Origin of the sequence: Streptomyces sp. NBC_00223 (assembly GCF_036199905.1) — a bacterium.
Lineage (GTDB): Bacteria > Actinomycetota > Actinomycetes > Streptomycetales > Streptomycetaceae > Actinacidiphila.
In genome coordinates this window covers 23,352-37,338 of record NZ_CP108109.1, presented here as the reverse complement: position 1 = coordinate 37,338, position 13,987 = coordinate 23,352, and the positions used below count along the sequence as shown (strand labels likewise).

General features: G+C 71.9%; 16 protein-coding genes. 6 read left to right on the top strand and 10 right to left on the bottom strand.

Features of this window, described 5'->3' with window-relative positions; translation table 11 throughout:
- Positions 1 to 70: 70 nt before the first annotated feature.
- The gene (locus OHA30_RS00155) at positions 71 to 808 is read left to right on the top strand and encodes a FadR/GntR family transcriptional regulator (RefSeq protein WP_328911684.1); all 738 of its coding nucleotides are present in this window, start codon (positions 71 to 73) and stop codon (positions 806 to 808) included.
- A gap of 88 nt (positions 809 to 896) precedes the next feature.
- Here the strand turns inward: OHA30_RS00155 and OHA30_RS00150 are convergent, their stop codons facing one another.
- Positions 897 to 1,082 (bottom strand): e9imm peptide, encoded by a 186-nt coding sequence (locus OHA30_RS00150; RefSeq protein WP_328911683.1) that lies wholly within the window; start codon positions 1,080 to 1,082, stop codon positions 897 to 899.
- Between the two features lie 224 nt (positions 1,083 to 1,306).
- Here OHA30_RS00150 and OHA30_RS00145 point away from each other — a divergent pair, with 224 nt between their 5' ends.
- Both OHA30_RS00145 and OHA30_RS00140 read left to right on the top strand, forming a co-directional pair.
- Complete coding sequence (locus tag OHA30_RS00145) at positions 1,307 to 1,948, top strand: YoaK family protein (protein ID WP_328911682.1); 642 nt, start codon at positions 1,307 to 1,309, stop codon at positions 1,946 to 1,948.
- 174 nt (positions 1,949 to 2,122) lie between these two features.
- Positions 2,123 to 3,583 (top strand): hypothetical protein, encoded by a 1,461-nt coding sequence (locus tag OHA30_RS00140; RefSeq protein ID WP_328911681.1) that lies wholly within the window; start codon positions 2,123 to 2,125, stop codon positions 3,581 to 3,583.
- Positions 3,584 to 3,659: 76 nt separating this feature from the next.
- Here OHA30_RS00140 and OHA30_RS00135 read toward each other — a convergent pair whose 3' ends face one another.
- Positions 3,660 to 3,815, bottom strand: a complete 156-nt coding sequence (locus tag OHA30_RS00135) for a hypothetical protein (RefSeq protein WP_328911680.1) — start codon at positions 3,813 to 3,815, stop codon at positions 3,660 to 3,662.
- A gap of 54 nt (positions 3,816 to 3,869) precedes the next feature.
- Between OHA30_RS00135 and OHA30_RS00130 the strand changes: the two genes are divergently transcribed.
- The gene (locus tag OHA30_RS00130) at positions 3,870 to 4,997 is read left to right on the top strand and encodes a PP2C family protein-serine/threonine phosphatase (RefSeq protein ID WP_328911679.1); all 1,128 of its coding nucleotides are present in this window, start codon (positions 3,870 to 3,872) and stop codon (positions 4,995 to 4,997) included.
- A 174-nt stretch (positions 4,998 to 5,171) separates the two neighbouring features.
- On the opposite strand, the gene OHA30_RS00125 is transcribed toward OHA30_RS00130, so the two are convergent.
- From OHA30_RS00125 to OHA30_RS00090, 8 genes are all read right to left on the bottom strand, one after another.
- The gene (locus OHA30_RS00125) at positions 5,172 to 5,726 is read right to left on the bottom strand and encodes a hypothetical protein (RefSeq protein ID WP_328911678.1); all 555 of its coding nucleotides are present in this window, start codon (positions 5,724 to 5,726) and stop codon (positions 5,172 to 5,174) included.
- 427 nt (positions 5,727 to 6,153) lie between these two features.
- Positions 6,154 to 6,747, bottom strand: coding sequence for an isochorismatase family protein (locus OHA30_RS00120; RefSeq protein WP_328911677.1), 594 nt, complete (start codon positions 6,745 to 6,747; stop codon positions 6,154 to 6,156).
- A gap of 17 nt (positions 6,748 to 6,764) precedes the next feature.
- Positions 6,765 to 7,022: a hypothetical protein gene (locus tag OHA30_RS00115; RefSeq protein WP_328911676.1), complete on the bottom strand. Its 258-nt coding sequence runs from the start codon at positions 7,020 to 7,022 to the stop codon at positions 6,765 to 6,767.
- A 349-nt stretch (positions 7,023 to 7,371) separates the two neighbouring features.
- Positions 7,372 to 7,809, bottom strand: a complete 438-nt coding sequence (locus tag OHA30_RS00110) for a hypothetical protein (RefSeq protein WP_328911675.1) — start codon at positions 7,807 to 7,809, stop codon at positions 7,372 to 7,374.
- Between the two features lie 121 nt (positions 7,810 to 7,930).
- Positions 7,931 to 9,031: an FAD-dependent oxidoreductase gene (locus OHA30_RS00105; protein ID WP_328911674.1), complete on the bottom strand. Its 1,101-nt coding sequence runs from the start codon at positions 9,029 to 9,031 to the stop codon at positions 7,931 to 7,933.
- Positions 9,032 to 9,186: 155 nt separating this feature from the next.
- On the bottom strand, positions 9,187 to 9,432 hold the full coding sequence (locus OHA30_RS00100; RefSeq protein ID WP_328911673.1) for a hypothetical protein: 246 nt from the start codon (positions 9,430 to 9,432) through the stop codon (positions 9,187 to 9,189).
- Entirely contained in the window at positions 9,416 to 9,670 is a 255-nt protein-coding gene (locus OHA30_RS00095) for a DUF6400 family protein (protein ID WP_328911672.1), read from the bottom strand. The genes OHA30_RS00100 and OHA30_RS00095 overlap by 17 nt, the downstream gene beginning before the upstream one ends.
- A gap of 471 nt (positions 9,671 to 10,141) precedes the next feature.
- Positions 10,142 to 11,719: an SDR family oxidoreductase gene (locus tag OHA30_RS00090; RefSeq protein WP_328911671.1), complete on the bottom strand. Its 1,578-nt coding sequence runs from the start codon at positions 11,717 to 11,719 to the stop codon at positions 10,142 to 10,144.
- A 160-nt stretch (positions 11,720 to 11,879) separates the two neighbouring features.
- Between OHA30_RS00090 and OHA30_RS00085 the strand changes: the two genes are divergently transcribed.
- Both OHA30_RS00085 and OHA30_RS00080 read left to right on the top strand, forming a co-directional pair.
- Entirely contained in the window at positions 11,880 to 12,557 is a 678-nt protein-coding gene (locus tag OHA30_RS00085) for a class I SAM-dependent DNA methyltransferase (protein WP_328911670.1), read from the top strand.
- Positions 12,558 to 12,998: 441 nt separating this feature from the next.
- Entirely contained in the window at positions 12,999 to 13,643 is a 645-nt protein-coding gene (locus OHA30_RS00080) for a hypothetical protein (protein WP_328911669.1), read from the top strand.
- Positions 13,644 to 13,987 lie beyond the last annotated feature (344 nt).

Sequence of the window (13,987 nt, the reverse complement as noted above, 5' to 3'; positions counted from 1 at the left end):
CGGGCGGACCGGCCGCCGAACCGCTCGCTACTCTCGCGGTCTCACCCCAACCAGCCGAAGGGCACCAGCCATGAGCATCGAGGACACCCGAGACGAGCTGCGCCAGGTGTCGCGGGCCGAGGCGGTGGCCAAGCGGATCGAGGCGAGGATCGCGCAGCAGGAACTGCCCAGCGGCCACCGTCTGGGCACCAAGCAGAGCCTGCGCCGGGAGTTCGACGTGGCGGTCGCGACGTTCAACGAGTCGGTACGGCTGCTGCTGTCGCGCGGCACGATCTCGGTCCGGCCGGGGGTCAAGGGCGGCGTGTTCGTCGCCTCGCCGCCGGCGCTGGTCCGCCTCGGCCGCAAGATGCTCGAACTCAGCGGTGACTCGGTGTCGGTCCCGGACTGCCTGACGGTCCGTGACGCGCTGGAGCCGCTGGTGGCCAGGGAGGCGATGCGGTACCGCACGGCCGCGGACGTGGCCGAACTGCGGGGGCTCGCGGACGCGCTGGCCTCGCGGGAACCGGACACGGCCGACTGCCTGGCCGCGAGCTGGGCGCTGCACCGCCGGATCGCGGAGATCACCCCGAACCAGATCCTGCGTCACACCTATGTGTCACTGCTGGAGTTCGTGCAGAGCCGGCTCAAGGACATCACAGCCGAGGCATCGGCGGAGGCCGCGACGGACACTGCGGCCGGGAGCCCGGCGGCGGGCCCCGAGATCCACCGGGAGCTGGTGGAGGCGATCGCCGAGGACGACGCGGACCGCCTGGCGCGGGCCCTGGACGCGCACGCGGCCCTGACGGCCACACACCGGGAGACCACGTGACCGCGCTGCCGCCGGGCTGTACGAGAACGTCCGGCGGCCGGCCGGCGGTCCACCCGCTCGGGGCGCGGGGGTGGTGGCGCCGCCGCGCTCACAGGGCCGTCGGCCGGTAGGCCATCGCCTGCTCGACCACCTCCTCGGCCGAGGGCGCGGGCCCCTTCGGCCAGAAGATCGGATCGCCGAGGTGCCCCGCCGGACAGGCGAGGGCGCCGCCGAGCCGGTCGAGCCGACCGCTCGGCTCGTCGTCGACGTAGTCCGCCGCGATGATCCGACCCACCAGCGCGACAGCTCCCTCACCCCCCACCTCTCCGTACGGGCCTCGACGTAGCGACGTCCCCTGCTTGCGCGCGTCCTGCCGCGGCGCCGATGTCGGCGAACGTACCGCGGACGACCCGCCCCCTGGTGTGTTGCCGGGCGGAGCGCGGGAGCGATGTGGTGGGGTGGGCGGAGGTACGGAGGAGGTGGGCGGTGGGTCCGGGGCGTGGTGAGTGGGCTGCGCTGGTGTTGTTCGCGGGGGTGGCGGGCGCGGTGGACGTACTGGCCTTCACCGCGCTGGGGCGGGTCTTCGCGGGGGTGATGACCGGGAATCTGGTGCTGCTGGGGCTCGCGTTGACCAGGGCGGGCGGCGACAGCGGACTGTCGGCGCCGCTGCTGGCGCTGGCCGGTTACGTCGTGGGCGCCGTGGTGGTGGGACGGTTCTGCCGGCGGCTGCCGGGGGAACCGGAGTCGCGGTGGCCGGCGGCGGTGGTGCGCTGGCTCGCCGTGGAGACGGCGCTGCTGGCGGCCGTGACCGTGGGCTGGGCGGTGGCGGGTGGGGCGCCGGGACAGCCGTGGCGCGATGTCGTACTGACCGTGCTCGCGGCGGCGATGGGGGTGCAGTCGGCCGCGCTGGTGGGAGCGGGCCGGGCCGGCGGCCCGGGAACGTACTTCACGGGCACGCTCACGACCCTGGCCGTCCGCGCCGCGGGCCCCGACGCCGGCCGCCCGGCTCTGGGCGACGTACTGCGGCTGATCGCGCTGACCTCGGGCGCGGCAGCGGCGGCCGGCGTACGGGCGGCCTCCCCGGCCTGGGCCATGGCCGTACCCCTCTTCGCAGCGGTCGCGGCACTGGTGTGCGTGACCGCCTGGGGCCGCAGGCCCTGACGTCCGCCGCCACAAGGCACCGAATCGCGCCTCCTTCCCACCGAAGCCGCCCCCGCGGCGCGCGGGCGAGGAGAATCAGCCCGAGGCCGGGGCCGTATCGGGGGCCGATACCTCGGACGGACTGATAGCACGGAGGACATCCGGCGCCGACACAGCCGGGGGCGGGGGAGCGACGTGGACGATCTGAGAGCCCGGGCCCGGCACGGCGCGGCCCTGGAAGACCTCGCCGGACCGGCGCTGTGCCTGCTGGACCGGCCGGGCACGGCAGCGCGGAACGTGGTCTTCGACGACGACGTGCGCGTCATGGCCGCGCGGGTCGCGGGCGGCACGGTCGTCCACGGCGGCCGGGCGGCCGGCCCCGACCGAATGCGGGGTACGCGGCTGCTGGCCGCGCTGCTGCTCTCCCTGTCCGGCGAGGGCGTTCACATGATCTGCCCGGACGAGGAAGCGGCGGAGGCCGAAGCCGCGGCGGCACGGGCGGTGTACGGCCCACTGGGCGTCGTCGCCGCCACCGTACGGTCGGGCATGGACGCGGCCGGACGCAGATCTGCCTACGCCGCCGATGTCACCTTCGGCGCCCTGAGCCGCTTCGGACCCGACGCCCTTGCCGACGCACGGGTCATGGACCGCGCGGCCCGGGTCGGCCGGGGTACGCCCGCCGCGGTGGTCTCCGACCCCGGTCAGGTCATGATCGCCTTCAACCGTCGGATCACGCTGCTGGAGAAGGACGTCACGCCGGCCGGCGAGCTGCGGCGTATCGCCGGTTTCGCGGCGGGCCTGCGCGAGGGCGCGGACGTCACCGTCGACGCGGAGAGCGCCGTGCCGCGGCTGACTCCCCGCGGCCGGGAGCGGCTGCACGACGCCTACGGGGTGGTCGTCCCCGTGAGCACGGCGGCCCTGCTACTGGAGAAACGGGCGGTCGAGGCGGTGCTCGCGCGCCGGTCCCGGCGAGGGGAGGAGTACGAACTGGCCGGCGGCGAGGTGCTGCGCCTCCCCTCGGGAACGCTGCCGGACGGCCTCGGCTTCACCGGCGGTCTCCGTCAGGCGATCGAGGTCAGGGAGGGTGTGGCGGTCAGCGATACGGACTGGCCTGTCGCGGTCGGTTCGGTCCCGGCCCATTTCCGCGGATACCGTGTGGTGGGCGGTACGTCACAGGCGGAACTCCTGTTTACCGCCGAGTTGGAGGAACTCTTCGGCCTTCGGGTGTGGGACCGCCGCACCGAGGGGGAGCGGGAGGCCGAACGCGTGCACGCCGCCGATCTCGGCCGGTATCTGGAGCTGAACCGGAAGCTGGCCCGGTGGGACGCCGTCGGGTGCCGGCACCGGGCCGGGTTCGGGGACCTGCGGGAGAGCCTCTGGGAGCCGTCAGGGACCGCCCTCGCCGTACGGTCCCTGACGGGGGACGCCGTACCGGCGGACGCGGATACGGACGCGCTGCGGGCGGGCCTGCGGTCGGTGCTCGATCAGGCGCTGGTCCACTACAACGTGGCCGAGGGTTACGGGCGCGGCGCCCACTGGCCCGACGGTCTGCCGGCCTACGAACGGTCCCTGACCGAGATCCGCGACAGCCTCTGGCACGACGTGCGCGGAGCCGTGGCCCGCTGGTTGCGGAAGGGGCCCTCTGCGGGCGCGTAGGACCGGCGGGGCGAGCGGGCCGGGCGGGCCGGGCGCCCGGCCCCGCGAACCTGCTTCCGCACCGGCCGTACGGGGTTCAGGGGGCGGCGGCGAGGGCGTCGGCGTACCGCTCGTCGGTCACCGGCTCCGGCCAGGTGGTGCCGCCGTCGCTGTCGCCGTCGCCGCCTATGAGCGGGGCCCGGGGCCCGGCCGTCCGGGAGGAACTTCGACCGTGGCCACGTGTAATTGTCACCAAAAGGGATATAAGCCCCGAATGAGTGATCGGCGGAGGTCGGTGGACCAGTTCATGACGCAGCCATCGGGCCGCAGCCGACTGGTGATCATTCCGTTCGCGCTGATCGCGATGATCACCGTGGCGGATTCGCTGGCCCCGGAGAACATCCACCTGAGTCCGCTGCTGGCGGTCGCGCCCGCCCTCACCGCGGCGGTGTCCGGGCCGCGGGTGACCGCACTGTCGGGGGTCCTGGCCGTAGGGGCCCAGGCTTTCATCGGACAGTTCGGCAGCGAGCCGGGTACGGCCAACCACGTGTCGCAGCTCATCGCGCTGACCGTCCTGTCCACGCTGGTGTTCTTCGTATGCCTGGTGCGGGAGCGGCGCAGCCGCGAGCTGAACCAGGCACGGTCCGTCGCCGAGACGGCGCAGCGCGTACTGCTGAGACCCCCGCCCCGCCGGATCGGGCCGCTGCGGGTGGCCTGGCTGTATCTGTCCGCCGAGGACGAGACCGAGATCGGAGGCGACCTGTTCGCGGTCGCGCGCGGGCCCGACTGCGGTACACGGGCGATCATCGGGGACGTACGCGGCCATGGCCTGGCCTCCATCGGTGAGGCGTCGGTGGTGCTGGGCGCGTTCCGCGAGGGCGCCCACCGGCATGCCGCCCTGCCCGGGCTCGTGACCGCCCTGGACGAGAGCGTCTGCCGGAACCTGGAGGACGTCGCCGACACCCGGTACGACCCCGGCGAGCACTTCATCACTGCACTCGTTCTCGACCTCCCCGACGACGGCTCGCAGGCCGAAATGATCAACTGCGGCCACCCGCCACCGCTGCTCGTACGCGACCGCGAGGTCACGGTCCTGTCCGCCAGCCGTCCGGCGCCCCCGCTGGGCCTGTACGGCGGCCTGTCCGGCTCCGGTCCCGGTCCCGGCCCCGGCCTCGGTGCCGATCTGCGCACGGACCAGTTCGCGCTCGAACCCGGCGACATACTCGTCCTGTACACCGACGGGGTCATCGAAGCCCGCTCGCCGGAGGGCGTCTTCTACCCGCTCGCCGAACGGGTCGCCACCTTCCCCGCGACCCACCCCGCCGATCTGCTCAACCGCATTCACCACGACCTGATCGACCACATCGGCGGTGAGCCCGTCGACGACGCGGCCCTCCTGGTCATAGAACGCACCCAGGCCCACTACCCCTATTAGCCCCGCACCACCGCCGCCGATCGCCCTCATGAGCGGATCCGCGAATGCCCCGAGCCCTGCGCGGGCCCCCGCACGTCATGGCCGCCGACTTCGTCGGCCACACGACAACGGACCGCCGCCTCCACCGTAGAGGTGGGGCGGCGGTCCGGTCGGCCTCGGGGCACTGCTGTTGCGCTACCTACCGACGCGCGGAAGGTTGTTGAGCTGACCGGGCAGCGCCGTGCCGGTCTGCTGGGCCCGCATGAGCGCGATGACCGCGCCCCCGCCCGCGAGGATCAGGCTGACCCAGAAGCTGAAGCCGTGGCCGCCGGCCGGGCCGAAGTCGGAGTGGGCGAAGATCGCGATGAGGTAGAGCACGAAGCCGACCGTGAAGGCGAGGAAGGTCAACACCCGTGCCGGCGCGGGCAGGTTGATCGCGGGGGAGAACAGGCTGATCGCCAGCGCGACGGCACCCAGCACGGTGATGACCATCGCGAGCCAGGCTATGAACAGCCCGTGGTCGAAGTGCCAGGCGCTCCAACTCACACTGGCGACGTTGATGCCGTACCCCCGGCCGAAATCCCAGGAGTAGTAGTCGAAGAACGAGAAGATGAACACGATGAACCCGATACCGAGAATCGCCCAGTCGAGGCGATTGACCGATGCCGGATCGAAAGAACCCCCGGACGGGCCGCCGGCGTTCGGCGGCGGAACCGGCGGACCGGGTGGCGGCGGAACATCGTGCGTCATGGTGTCTTTCTCCCTGCTGACGTTGCCAACGAACACTTGGGGGCCGAGAATAGCGGCACGCCGCCCCATGCCGTAAGCGTGGTGGCCCAGCATGTATCGCGTGAGTTCAATTGGTCTTATTGGTACGCGTGGGATTCTCGGCGGCAAGAGGTGACTCCCGGACGGGAGGGGCCGACGGGAAGCCAAAATGGGACGGACAGGGACGCGTACCACGTTCAAGCGGCGGCAAAATTGGTGCAATTGGGCCAGGGGCGGCAGACGTTGGAGCCTGAAACCCGGGGCGCCCCGGCGACGGCACCCTATGCCGGGGTCGACGGGTATTCGCAACCCGTAGGCGGGGAAAGGCCGTTGCCCATGCGGGGCTGATCTCGGCGCCCGGGTCCGGCTGTTGGCGGAGCCCGGGCACCATGTGTACGCGGTGTGCCGGTTATCCGGCGGCCGCCGGTTGGCCGGACACGCCCACACCGGCCTGCTGGAAGTCGTCCAGGGCCGAGGCGACGGTGTCCGGGGCCACGCCGACCGAGTAATCGAGACGTACGCGTGCGCGGAAACCGGCTTTGACCGCGTCCAGAGCCGTGGCCCGTACGCAGTGATCCGTCGCGATACCCACCACGTCGACGTCCTCCACACCGCGGGCCCGCAACCAGTCCGCCAGGGAGGTCCCCTCCGCGTCCGCGCCCTCGAAGCCGCTCTTCGAAGCGCTGTGGGCGCCCTTGAAGAACACGGCGTCGACAGAGCCGGACGTCACGGCGGGAGCGAAGCCCGGATGGAACTCGCTTCCGGACGTCCCGGCGACACAGTGGACGGGGAAGCTGTCCCGGAAGTCCGGGCTCTCGGAGAAGTGGGCCCCGGGATCGATGTGCCGGTCCCGGGTGGCGACGACATAGTCGTACTCACGTCCCGCGCTTCCGTCCAGCAGGTCGGTGATCGCCGCGGCGATCCGCGCCCCGCCCTTGACCGGAACACTGCCGCCTTCGCAGAAGTCGTTCTGCACATCCACCACGATCAAGCCTCGGGCCATGGCCAACACCTTTCAGATCAAGGGACGGAGAGGGAAGAAGCGCGTCCGAATCCGGGGCCGGCCGACCGGCGGGCCGATCCGGCGGGGTTCGCCGACCGGGCGGGCACATGCCGCATTCCTTGCGGGCGCGGGCGCCCTTCCACCCCGTCGCGGGTCCGGCGAACGGCGTTCTCCACGCCGTAGCCCTCATCGACCCACTCCTGCCCGTCGAAAGCCTTGCGGATCGCCGCTTCCGCATTGGCCCACCGCTTCCGGATGTATTCGACGCCGATCACCTCAATCGCATACTCGCCGTTGTCCGGTGCGGTACCCGTCTCACGACTGCCTTTCGCACGAGGAGAATACACAGATGACCTATTCTGTCACTCTGAGTGAGGAAAGGTGTGAAGAAAGAAGCCGGGATTCGCCGATATGCGCGGGCGTGCGGAGGCAGCCGCGGGGGCGAAGCCGTGGGGTTGTCCGGGCGCTCAGGAGGCGACGGGCCGGCCGCTGCCGGCCGGCCCGTGCCGCGGGCTCCGCGAGCCGACAACGGCGCTGTCGTCCTCCAGCGGTTTCCGCCGCACCGGGCATCCGGAGATCACCGTGGACGCCGTGCCCGTCGGCCCCGCTGTCGATGGCCAGGTGCTATGCGGGTGGGGGCAGTTGTGCGCGTACCCATTGGGGGCGGGGGTTGGTGTGGGGCCGGCCCGCGACGACGACGGTGGGTACGGTCTCGTCGCCGTTGTTGGCCGCTCGTACCACCGTCGATCCGGCCGGGTCGCGTCGGATGTCGACCCAGTGGAGCTGACGGGCGCTGCGGCCCAGCCGGATCCGCAGGCGCAGGCAGTACGTGCAGCCCGCCCGCCAGTAGACGATCGGCCGGCCGTCGGCGGCGCTGCGGCGTTGCGCCTCCGCCGCGCTGATCGAGCGTGGAAATGCCAGTGGTGAGTTCAGCGCGGCGAACAGGACGAATATCAGCAGTGGCGGAACCGCGGCGGCGGGCGATCCCCGGAAGGCGAGCGTGGTGGCGATGAGCGTGCCGCAGGCGACGAGCAGTACGGGCAGGATCCAGGCGCGGGTCATGGTCACGCAGGCTATCGCCGGCGCGGGTCCGGCGGGGTCGGCGGCCCGCGTGTCCGGGCCGTATCGCGCGCGGTCTTTCTTGGTGGTGGCCGCGATACGGCTCCGACCAGACCCCTGCGGGTCAGCCGGTGAGGCGGTTGAGCGTGAAGCGGTCCGGTCCGGGGCGGCCCGTGGCGAGGTCGGCGGCGAGTTCGCCGATGACCGAGGCGAATTTGAAGCCGTGTCCGGAGAATCCCGCGAGGACGGTGAGGGGTCCTTCGCGGTCGATGACGAAGTCGTGGTCGGGTGTGGTGGTGTAGAGGCAGGTCGTGATGGTGGGATTCTGGGCGTCGGCGCCGGGGAGCCAGCGTTCGGCGTACTCCTGGAGGGCGCGTGTGACGGCGGGGTCGGGGGTGCGCTCGGACCGGTCGGGGTCGATGACGGGGCCGATGCCGTGGAATCCGGCCTTGACGCCGTCGATGCTGCCGAGCCCGTAGATCCCGGAGTCCTGGGGGAGGGCGGCTCCGCCGTGGTGGATGAACGAGGGCCAGGACAGGGCGTCCTCGGCGGGGAAGTGCGCGGGCTGTTCGAGGGTGACGCGCAGGGAGGGTGTGCGGGTCACGAGGGGGGCCAGGGCAGTGGGGGCCCAGCCGCCGACCGCGACGACGACGGCGTCCGCGCGGGTCGCCGTCCCGTCGGAGGTGATGACTTCGGCGCCGGTGCTTGTGCGGGTGATGGTGACGGCCTTGAGCCCGTGCCGGATCTCCGCGCCGTGCTTGGCGGCGGCTTGCTGGAACGCGATGACGGCGTTGTCCGCGTGGAGGCGTCCGGCTTCGGGGTGGACCAGGGCGGTGGTGTCGGCCCGCAGCCCGGGCCAGCGTTCCGCGACCTGGTCGGGCGTCAGGCGTTCGGCGGGGCGGCCGGCCGCGGTCAGGGCGTTCCACAGGGCTTCGGTCGCGGCCGCGGGGCCGTGGTCGAGGGCGCCGGTCAGGGTCAGGACCTCGGTGCCGGTCTCCTCCTCCAGCTGCCGCCACAGGGGCAGGGCGCGCACGGCGAGGGAGACGTAGAAGGGGTCGGCGTAGGCGAGCCGGAAGATCCGGGAGGTGCCGTGGGAACTGCCGCGGGTGTGGCCCGGCGCGAACTGCTCGAAGAGGGTGACCTCTGTGCCGCGGGAGGCGAGGTGCCAGGCCGCGGACGAGCCCATCACCCCGCCGCCGACGACGATTACTCGGCGTGGTGTCATGGCCCGACCTTCTCACGCCCCGCGCCCCGACGGACCTGGCGTGGCTGGTGAATAGGGGTAGGAGGACGCGGGACCGGTGAAGAGGGGCAGCGGAACGCGGGGCCGGGCGGTGCTTGTCGGACCGGCGTGGCGACGGGGTCTGTTCGCGCTGTCCGTCAGGGCCGGGGAGTGCCGCCGCCGGGGCCGGCGACGCCGGGGCGGGTGTTCAGCGACCACATGTGGGTGCACCGCGGGCACTGGAGGTGGATGACCGGCCCGCTGTTGGAGATCAGATAGCGCCAGTGCTCGTCGCAGTTGCTCCGGCCGGCGCAGGTCGCGCAGTGGCGGGCGTCGTCGCAGACGGGGCAGGCCACCCAGGCGCGGCGGGAGGAGTCCGCCTGCGGGTCAATGGGCGACCGCACGGCCCGGCTCTTCCCCCGGCAGGACACCCGCGGCCACCAGCATGTCGTAGGTGCGCTGCTGCTCGTCGTCCAGGCCCGAGTACAGGAGGGCGTACGCCTCCTCCTCGCCCCGCATGGCGGCCACCGGGTCCCAGTCGGGCCCGAGCGCGGCCACGACCTCGGCCCGTCGCCGGGCTTCCTCGAGGGTCAGGTCGATCGTGAAGGGTATGAGGCCGTTGGCGCTGTCGTCCTGGTTCATGGCGAGTCTTCCGGAGTGCTGGCGGAACCCCACCATCTCTACCAGGTGCCCGCGGCTGCGGGGAAGGGTGACCTAAGTCGTCCCGAGGCGTCCCGGGGCGCCCCTCCGGCCCGCCGGTCGTCGGTGTGGTTCCGGATTGGTGGGTGGGGGTGGGTTGTTGTCGGTGTCAGGTCTGTAACGGTGGAGTCGGTCTGTTCGCGGCACTATGACGTATTTCACGGCTTTCCCCGCTTGATGGGTTGTGTCCTGCTGTGTGGGGGTGGGGTTGCCGGGTGTTCTCCGGGGTGTAACCCGAAAGGTGTCGCGGCCGGCCGGCGCGGCTGCCTCCGTACGGTCGCCTTCGTGCGGTGTCTCCGTGCGGTGTCTCCGGGCGGTGCCGGCAGGGCACGCGGCTGCTCCGGATGCGGCTGCGGCCGGGATCCACTCTGCACGTGATCACTTTCGAGGGCGTCCGGCGTCTGCCGGATGGGTTCAGGTCTTGTTCGCGGCTGTGTTCGCGGCCGGTTCGTCGGCTGTGTCCCGGGCGGGTTGTGTGGTGGGTTGTTTGGCGGCGGCTTTGGCGATGTTGCGTGCCATGCCGCCGAACAGGGCGGTGTGGAAGGGGGAGATGGTCCACCAGTAGGCGTGGCCGAGGAGTCCGTGGGGGTGGAATACGGCGCGCTGGCGGTAGCGGGTGCGGCCTTGTTCGTCGGTTCCGGCGTGCATTTCCAGCCAGGCCAGGCCGGGGAGCCGCATTTCGGCGCGCAGGCGCAGCAGCCGGCCGGGCATGATTTCCTCGACCCGCCAGAAGTCGAGGGAGTCGCCGGCCCGTAGGCGGGCCGGATCGCGGCGGCCGCGGCGCAGTCCTGCCCCGCCTGCCAGCCGGTCGAGCCAGCCGCGGGCCGCCCAGGCCAGGGGGAAGGAGTACCAGCCGTTGTCGCCGCCGATGCCCTCGATGACCCGCCACAGGGCGGCGGGTGAGGCGTCGACCAGTTGTTGTCTGCGGTCGGTGTAGAGGCTGCCGCCCGCCCATTGCGGGTCGGAGGGCAGCGGGTCGCTGGGCGCGCCCGGTACGGAGGCCGATGACCAGCGGGTGGTGACCTCGGCGTCCCGTACCCGGCGCAGTGCCAGCGACACCGCTGTCTCGAAGCCGTTCGGGCGGCCCGGCGGATCGGGGACGTACCGGGCGATGTCGTGTTCGTGGCAGACGACCTCGTGGCGCAGCGACTCGGTCAGCGGCCGGGCGATCGACGGGGGCACGGGTGTGACCAGCCCGACCCAGTGGCTGGACAGCCGGGGTGTGAGGGCCGGTACGGTCACGATGATCCGCCGCGGCAGCCCGGCGACCGCGGCGTACCGCGTCATCATCTCCCGGTAGGTCAGCACGTCGGGGCCGCCGATGTCGAAGGCGCGGCTGACGTCGGCGGGCATCGCGGCGCTGCCGGCCAGTACCCGCAGGACGTCGCCCACCGCGATGGGCTGGATACGGGTGTGAACCCATCTGGGGGCGACCATCACCGGGAGCCGCTCGGTGAGGTAGCGGAGCATCTCGAACGACGCCGACCCCGATCCGATGATCACCGCGGCCCGCAGTACGGTCGTGGGCACGCCCGAGTCCAGCAGGATACGGCCGACCTCGGCGCGCGAGCGCAGATGCGGTGACAGTTCGCTGTCCGGTACCCCGGCCGGGGTGAGCGCGCCGAGGTAGACGATCCGCCGTACGCCCGCGGCACGTGCCTGCTCGGCGAAGTTCCGCGCCGCCCGGCGGTCGGTGGCCTCGAAGTCCTTCCCGCTGCCCAGGGCGTGCACCAGGTAGTACGCCACGTCCGTCCCGCGCATCGCCGCACCGAGCGACACGGGGTCGGTGACGTCGCCGCGCACCACCTCGGCGTCCCCGGCCCAGGGGTAGTCCCGCAGCTTCGCGGGGGTCCGGGCCAGGCAGCGCACCCGGTACCCCAGCGCCAGCAGCTCGGGCACCAGTCTTCCGCCGATGTAGCCCGTCGCGCCGGCCACCAGGCACCGTGCGGTGCCGGGCCCGCCCGCCGCGCGGACCGTGTCGTCACCGCTCATCGGGACCTCCGTCCTGTGCCGGTTCGCTGTCCCTCCCCTTTGGTGACTACTACCGCGGCGGACGTGTTTTCCCTCCGGCCGGTGGGCCGGGGTGAACGGGCCGGAGGGCAGGTCGCGGTTGTCCCGGCCGGTGTCAGTGCCGGGGGCTACGGTCGCGGGCATGATCGAAGACGATGCCCTCGGTTTCACCCGCGAGGCGTACGACGCCGTCGCGTCCGTGTACGCGGACCGGTTCGCCGACTCGTTGCGTGACGAGCCCCTCGAACGCGCGTTCTTGAGCGCTTTCGCCGAGGTCTCACGTGCGAGTGGGAGCGGTCGGGTCGCGGACCTGGGATGCGGGCCCGGTCATATCACCGCGCACTTGAACGGACTGGGGCTCGCGGTGTCCGGCGTCGACGCCTCTCCTGCGATGATCGGGTTGGCCCGTCAGGCGTATCCGGGCCTGCGGTTCGACGTGGGCTCGATGGCCGCGCTGACCTTCGGTGACGGTGAGCTGGGCGGCGTGCTGTCGCGTTGGTCCATCATCCATACTCGGCCGCGGGAACTTCCCGTGATCCTGTCGGAGTTCCACCGTGTGCTGGCACCTGGCGGCTACCTTCTGCTCGGCTTCTGGGCCGGCGATGATCCGTCCCGCCCGGCGCAGGTCTTCGATCACACGGTCGCGCCGGCCTATCGGTGGTCGCCTGACCACCTGGCCGCGATGCTGCTGGAATCAGGGCTGGCCGAGGTGGCCCGGATGGTGAGTGAGCCCCGGCCCGCGGACCGACGGCAGTTCCGTTCGATCCACCTGCTCGCCCGCAAGGCCCGGACGGGCCGTCAGATCGAGCACGTGACCTGACGTGACGTGATCTGCGGGGCGGGGAGTTGTCGGGCGCCAGGTGTCGGCTGGTCAGTACGTATGGTGCGGCCGGTGGTTCCGTCGAAAGCGGGGACGCGGTTTCGGCCGGGCGGGGTCTGCGTGGCGGGAGGGGGCCGGATTCCGCCGGTCGGGCCGGTGGTGGTCGCTCACCGGAGCGGGCACTTCAGGCCGGACGTGTCTGCCCGGCAGATCTCCGGGAGCGTTTTCGCGAAGGCCGGAATGGGGGTGGCCTTGGTCGGCGGCCTCAGGGAGCGAGAGATGTCTGCGGCTGATCCCCGCCCCCGGCGGCCACGGCCGGGGGCAGTGCCCGGAGGGCGAGCGGACCGTCATGCCGTTACCTGACCCGGCAACCAGGATCCCGGTGATCCGGTGATCCGGTGATCCGTGGGCTGGTCCGCTCGCCGGGAGCCGGTCTGGACCGTGACCGGTGGGCTGGGGCTGATCTGCGAGTGCGGCGCTTTCCTCGCGTCCGTCGGTTCCGCACGGGACGAGTACGCGGGGGAATGGGCCACGATGTTCCTGGAGGTCCTTGAGACCGCCCAGGAACTCCGGGCGCTCCCCTTCCACGCGCAGATCCTGCCGCACCGCGTCCTCGCGCACCAGGTGTCCGTCCACCTGTCCGGCACCCGGCAGGACGACCCGCTCACCGCCCCTGCGCTCATCGGCCGTTGGTTCCTGGACGGCGTGGGGCGCGGCCCCGCCGACTGCCGGTGCCGGAGGTCCACAAGGTCGTACGTCGGATTGCGCGCGCCACCTTGTTCTTCAATCTCTGACCTGCTCGCTTTCCGTATGGGCCTGCGGGGGTCCGGCGCGGTATGGGAGCGTTTCGGTATGCGCCTGATTGCTGACGGGGCCACGCCGGCCTCGCGGTTGGTACTGGTGGACGATCTTGAGACCGACGACGGCTACGTCTTTGAGTTGGCGCGCCCGCTTTTCCTGGCCGCTGGTGATCGGATCAGTTTCGAGGAGGGCGGGCTTGTCGTTGCGCGGGAGAGCGGCGAGCTGCTGCTGCCCGCTGGCGACTGGTCTACCCGCTGCTGGATGAGGCGTGGCCGCCACGGCTGACACGAGCGGCAATGCCTGCCTTGGGGCCGCCTGTTGCAACGCTGATGCTGCACGGGGTGCGGATTCTGCCCGTTCTGTAGACACCGGTGAGTGGTCCTGTGGTGAGTGGGGTGTGGGCGGGTTGGAGGGCAGGTCGTTGTGGGGGGGTGTTTCGTGACTGGTTCTGGGGTGGGACGGATTTTTGGGTGTGTGTTTTCCCGGGTGGTCGGGGTCAGGGAGATTCCGAGGCTGTTGATGGATGCGGTGGGGGCGGTGAGCCGGGTGCGGCCGGGCAGTCTGTGGGCGGGGGGGTGTGCTGCGAGCGCGTCCCGGGTCCGGCCGTTGCGCAGTGGGCGGCGGATTAC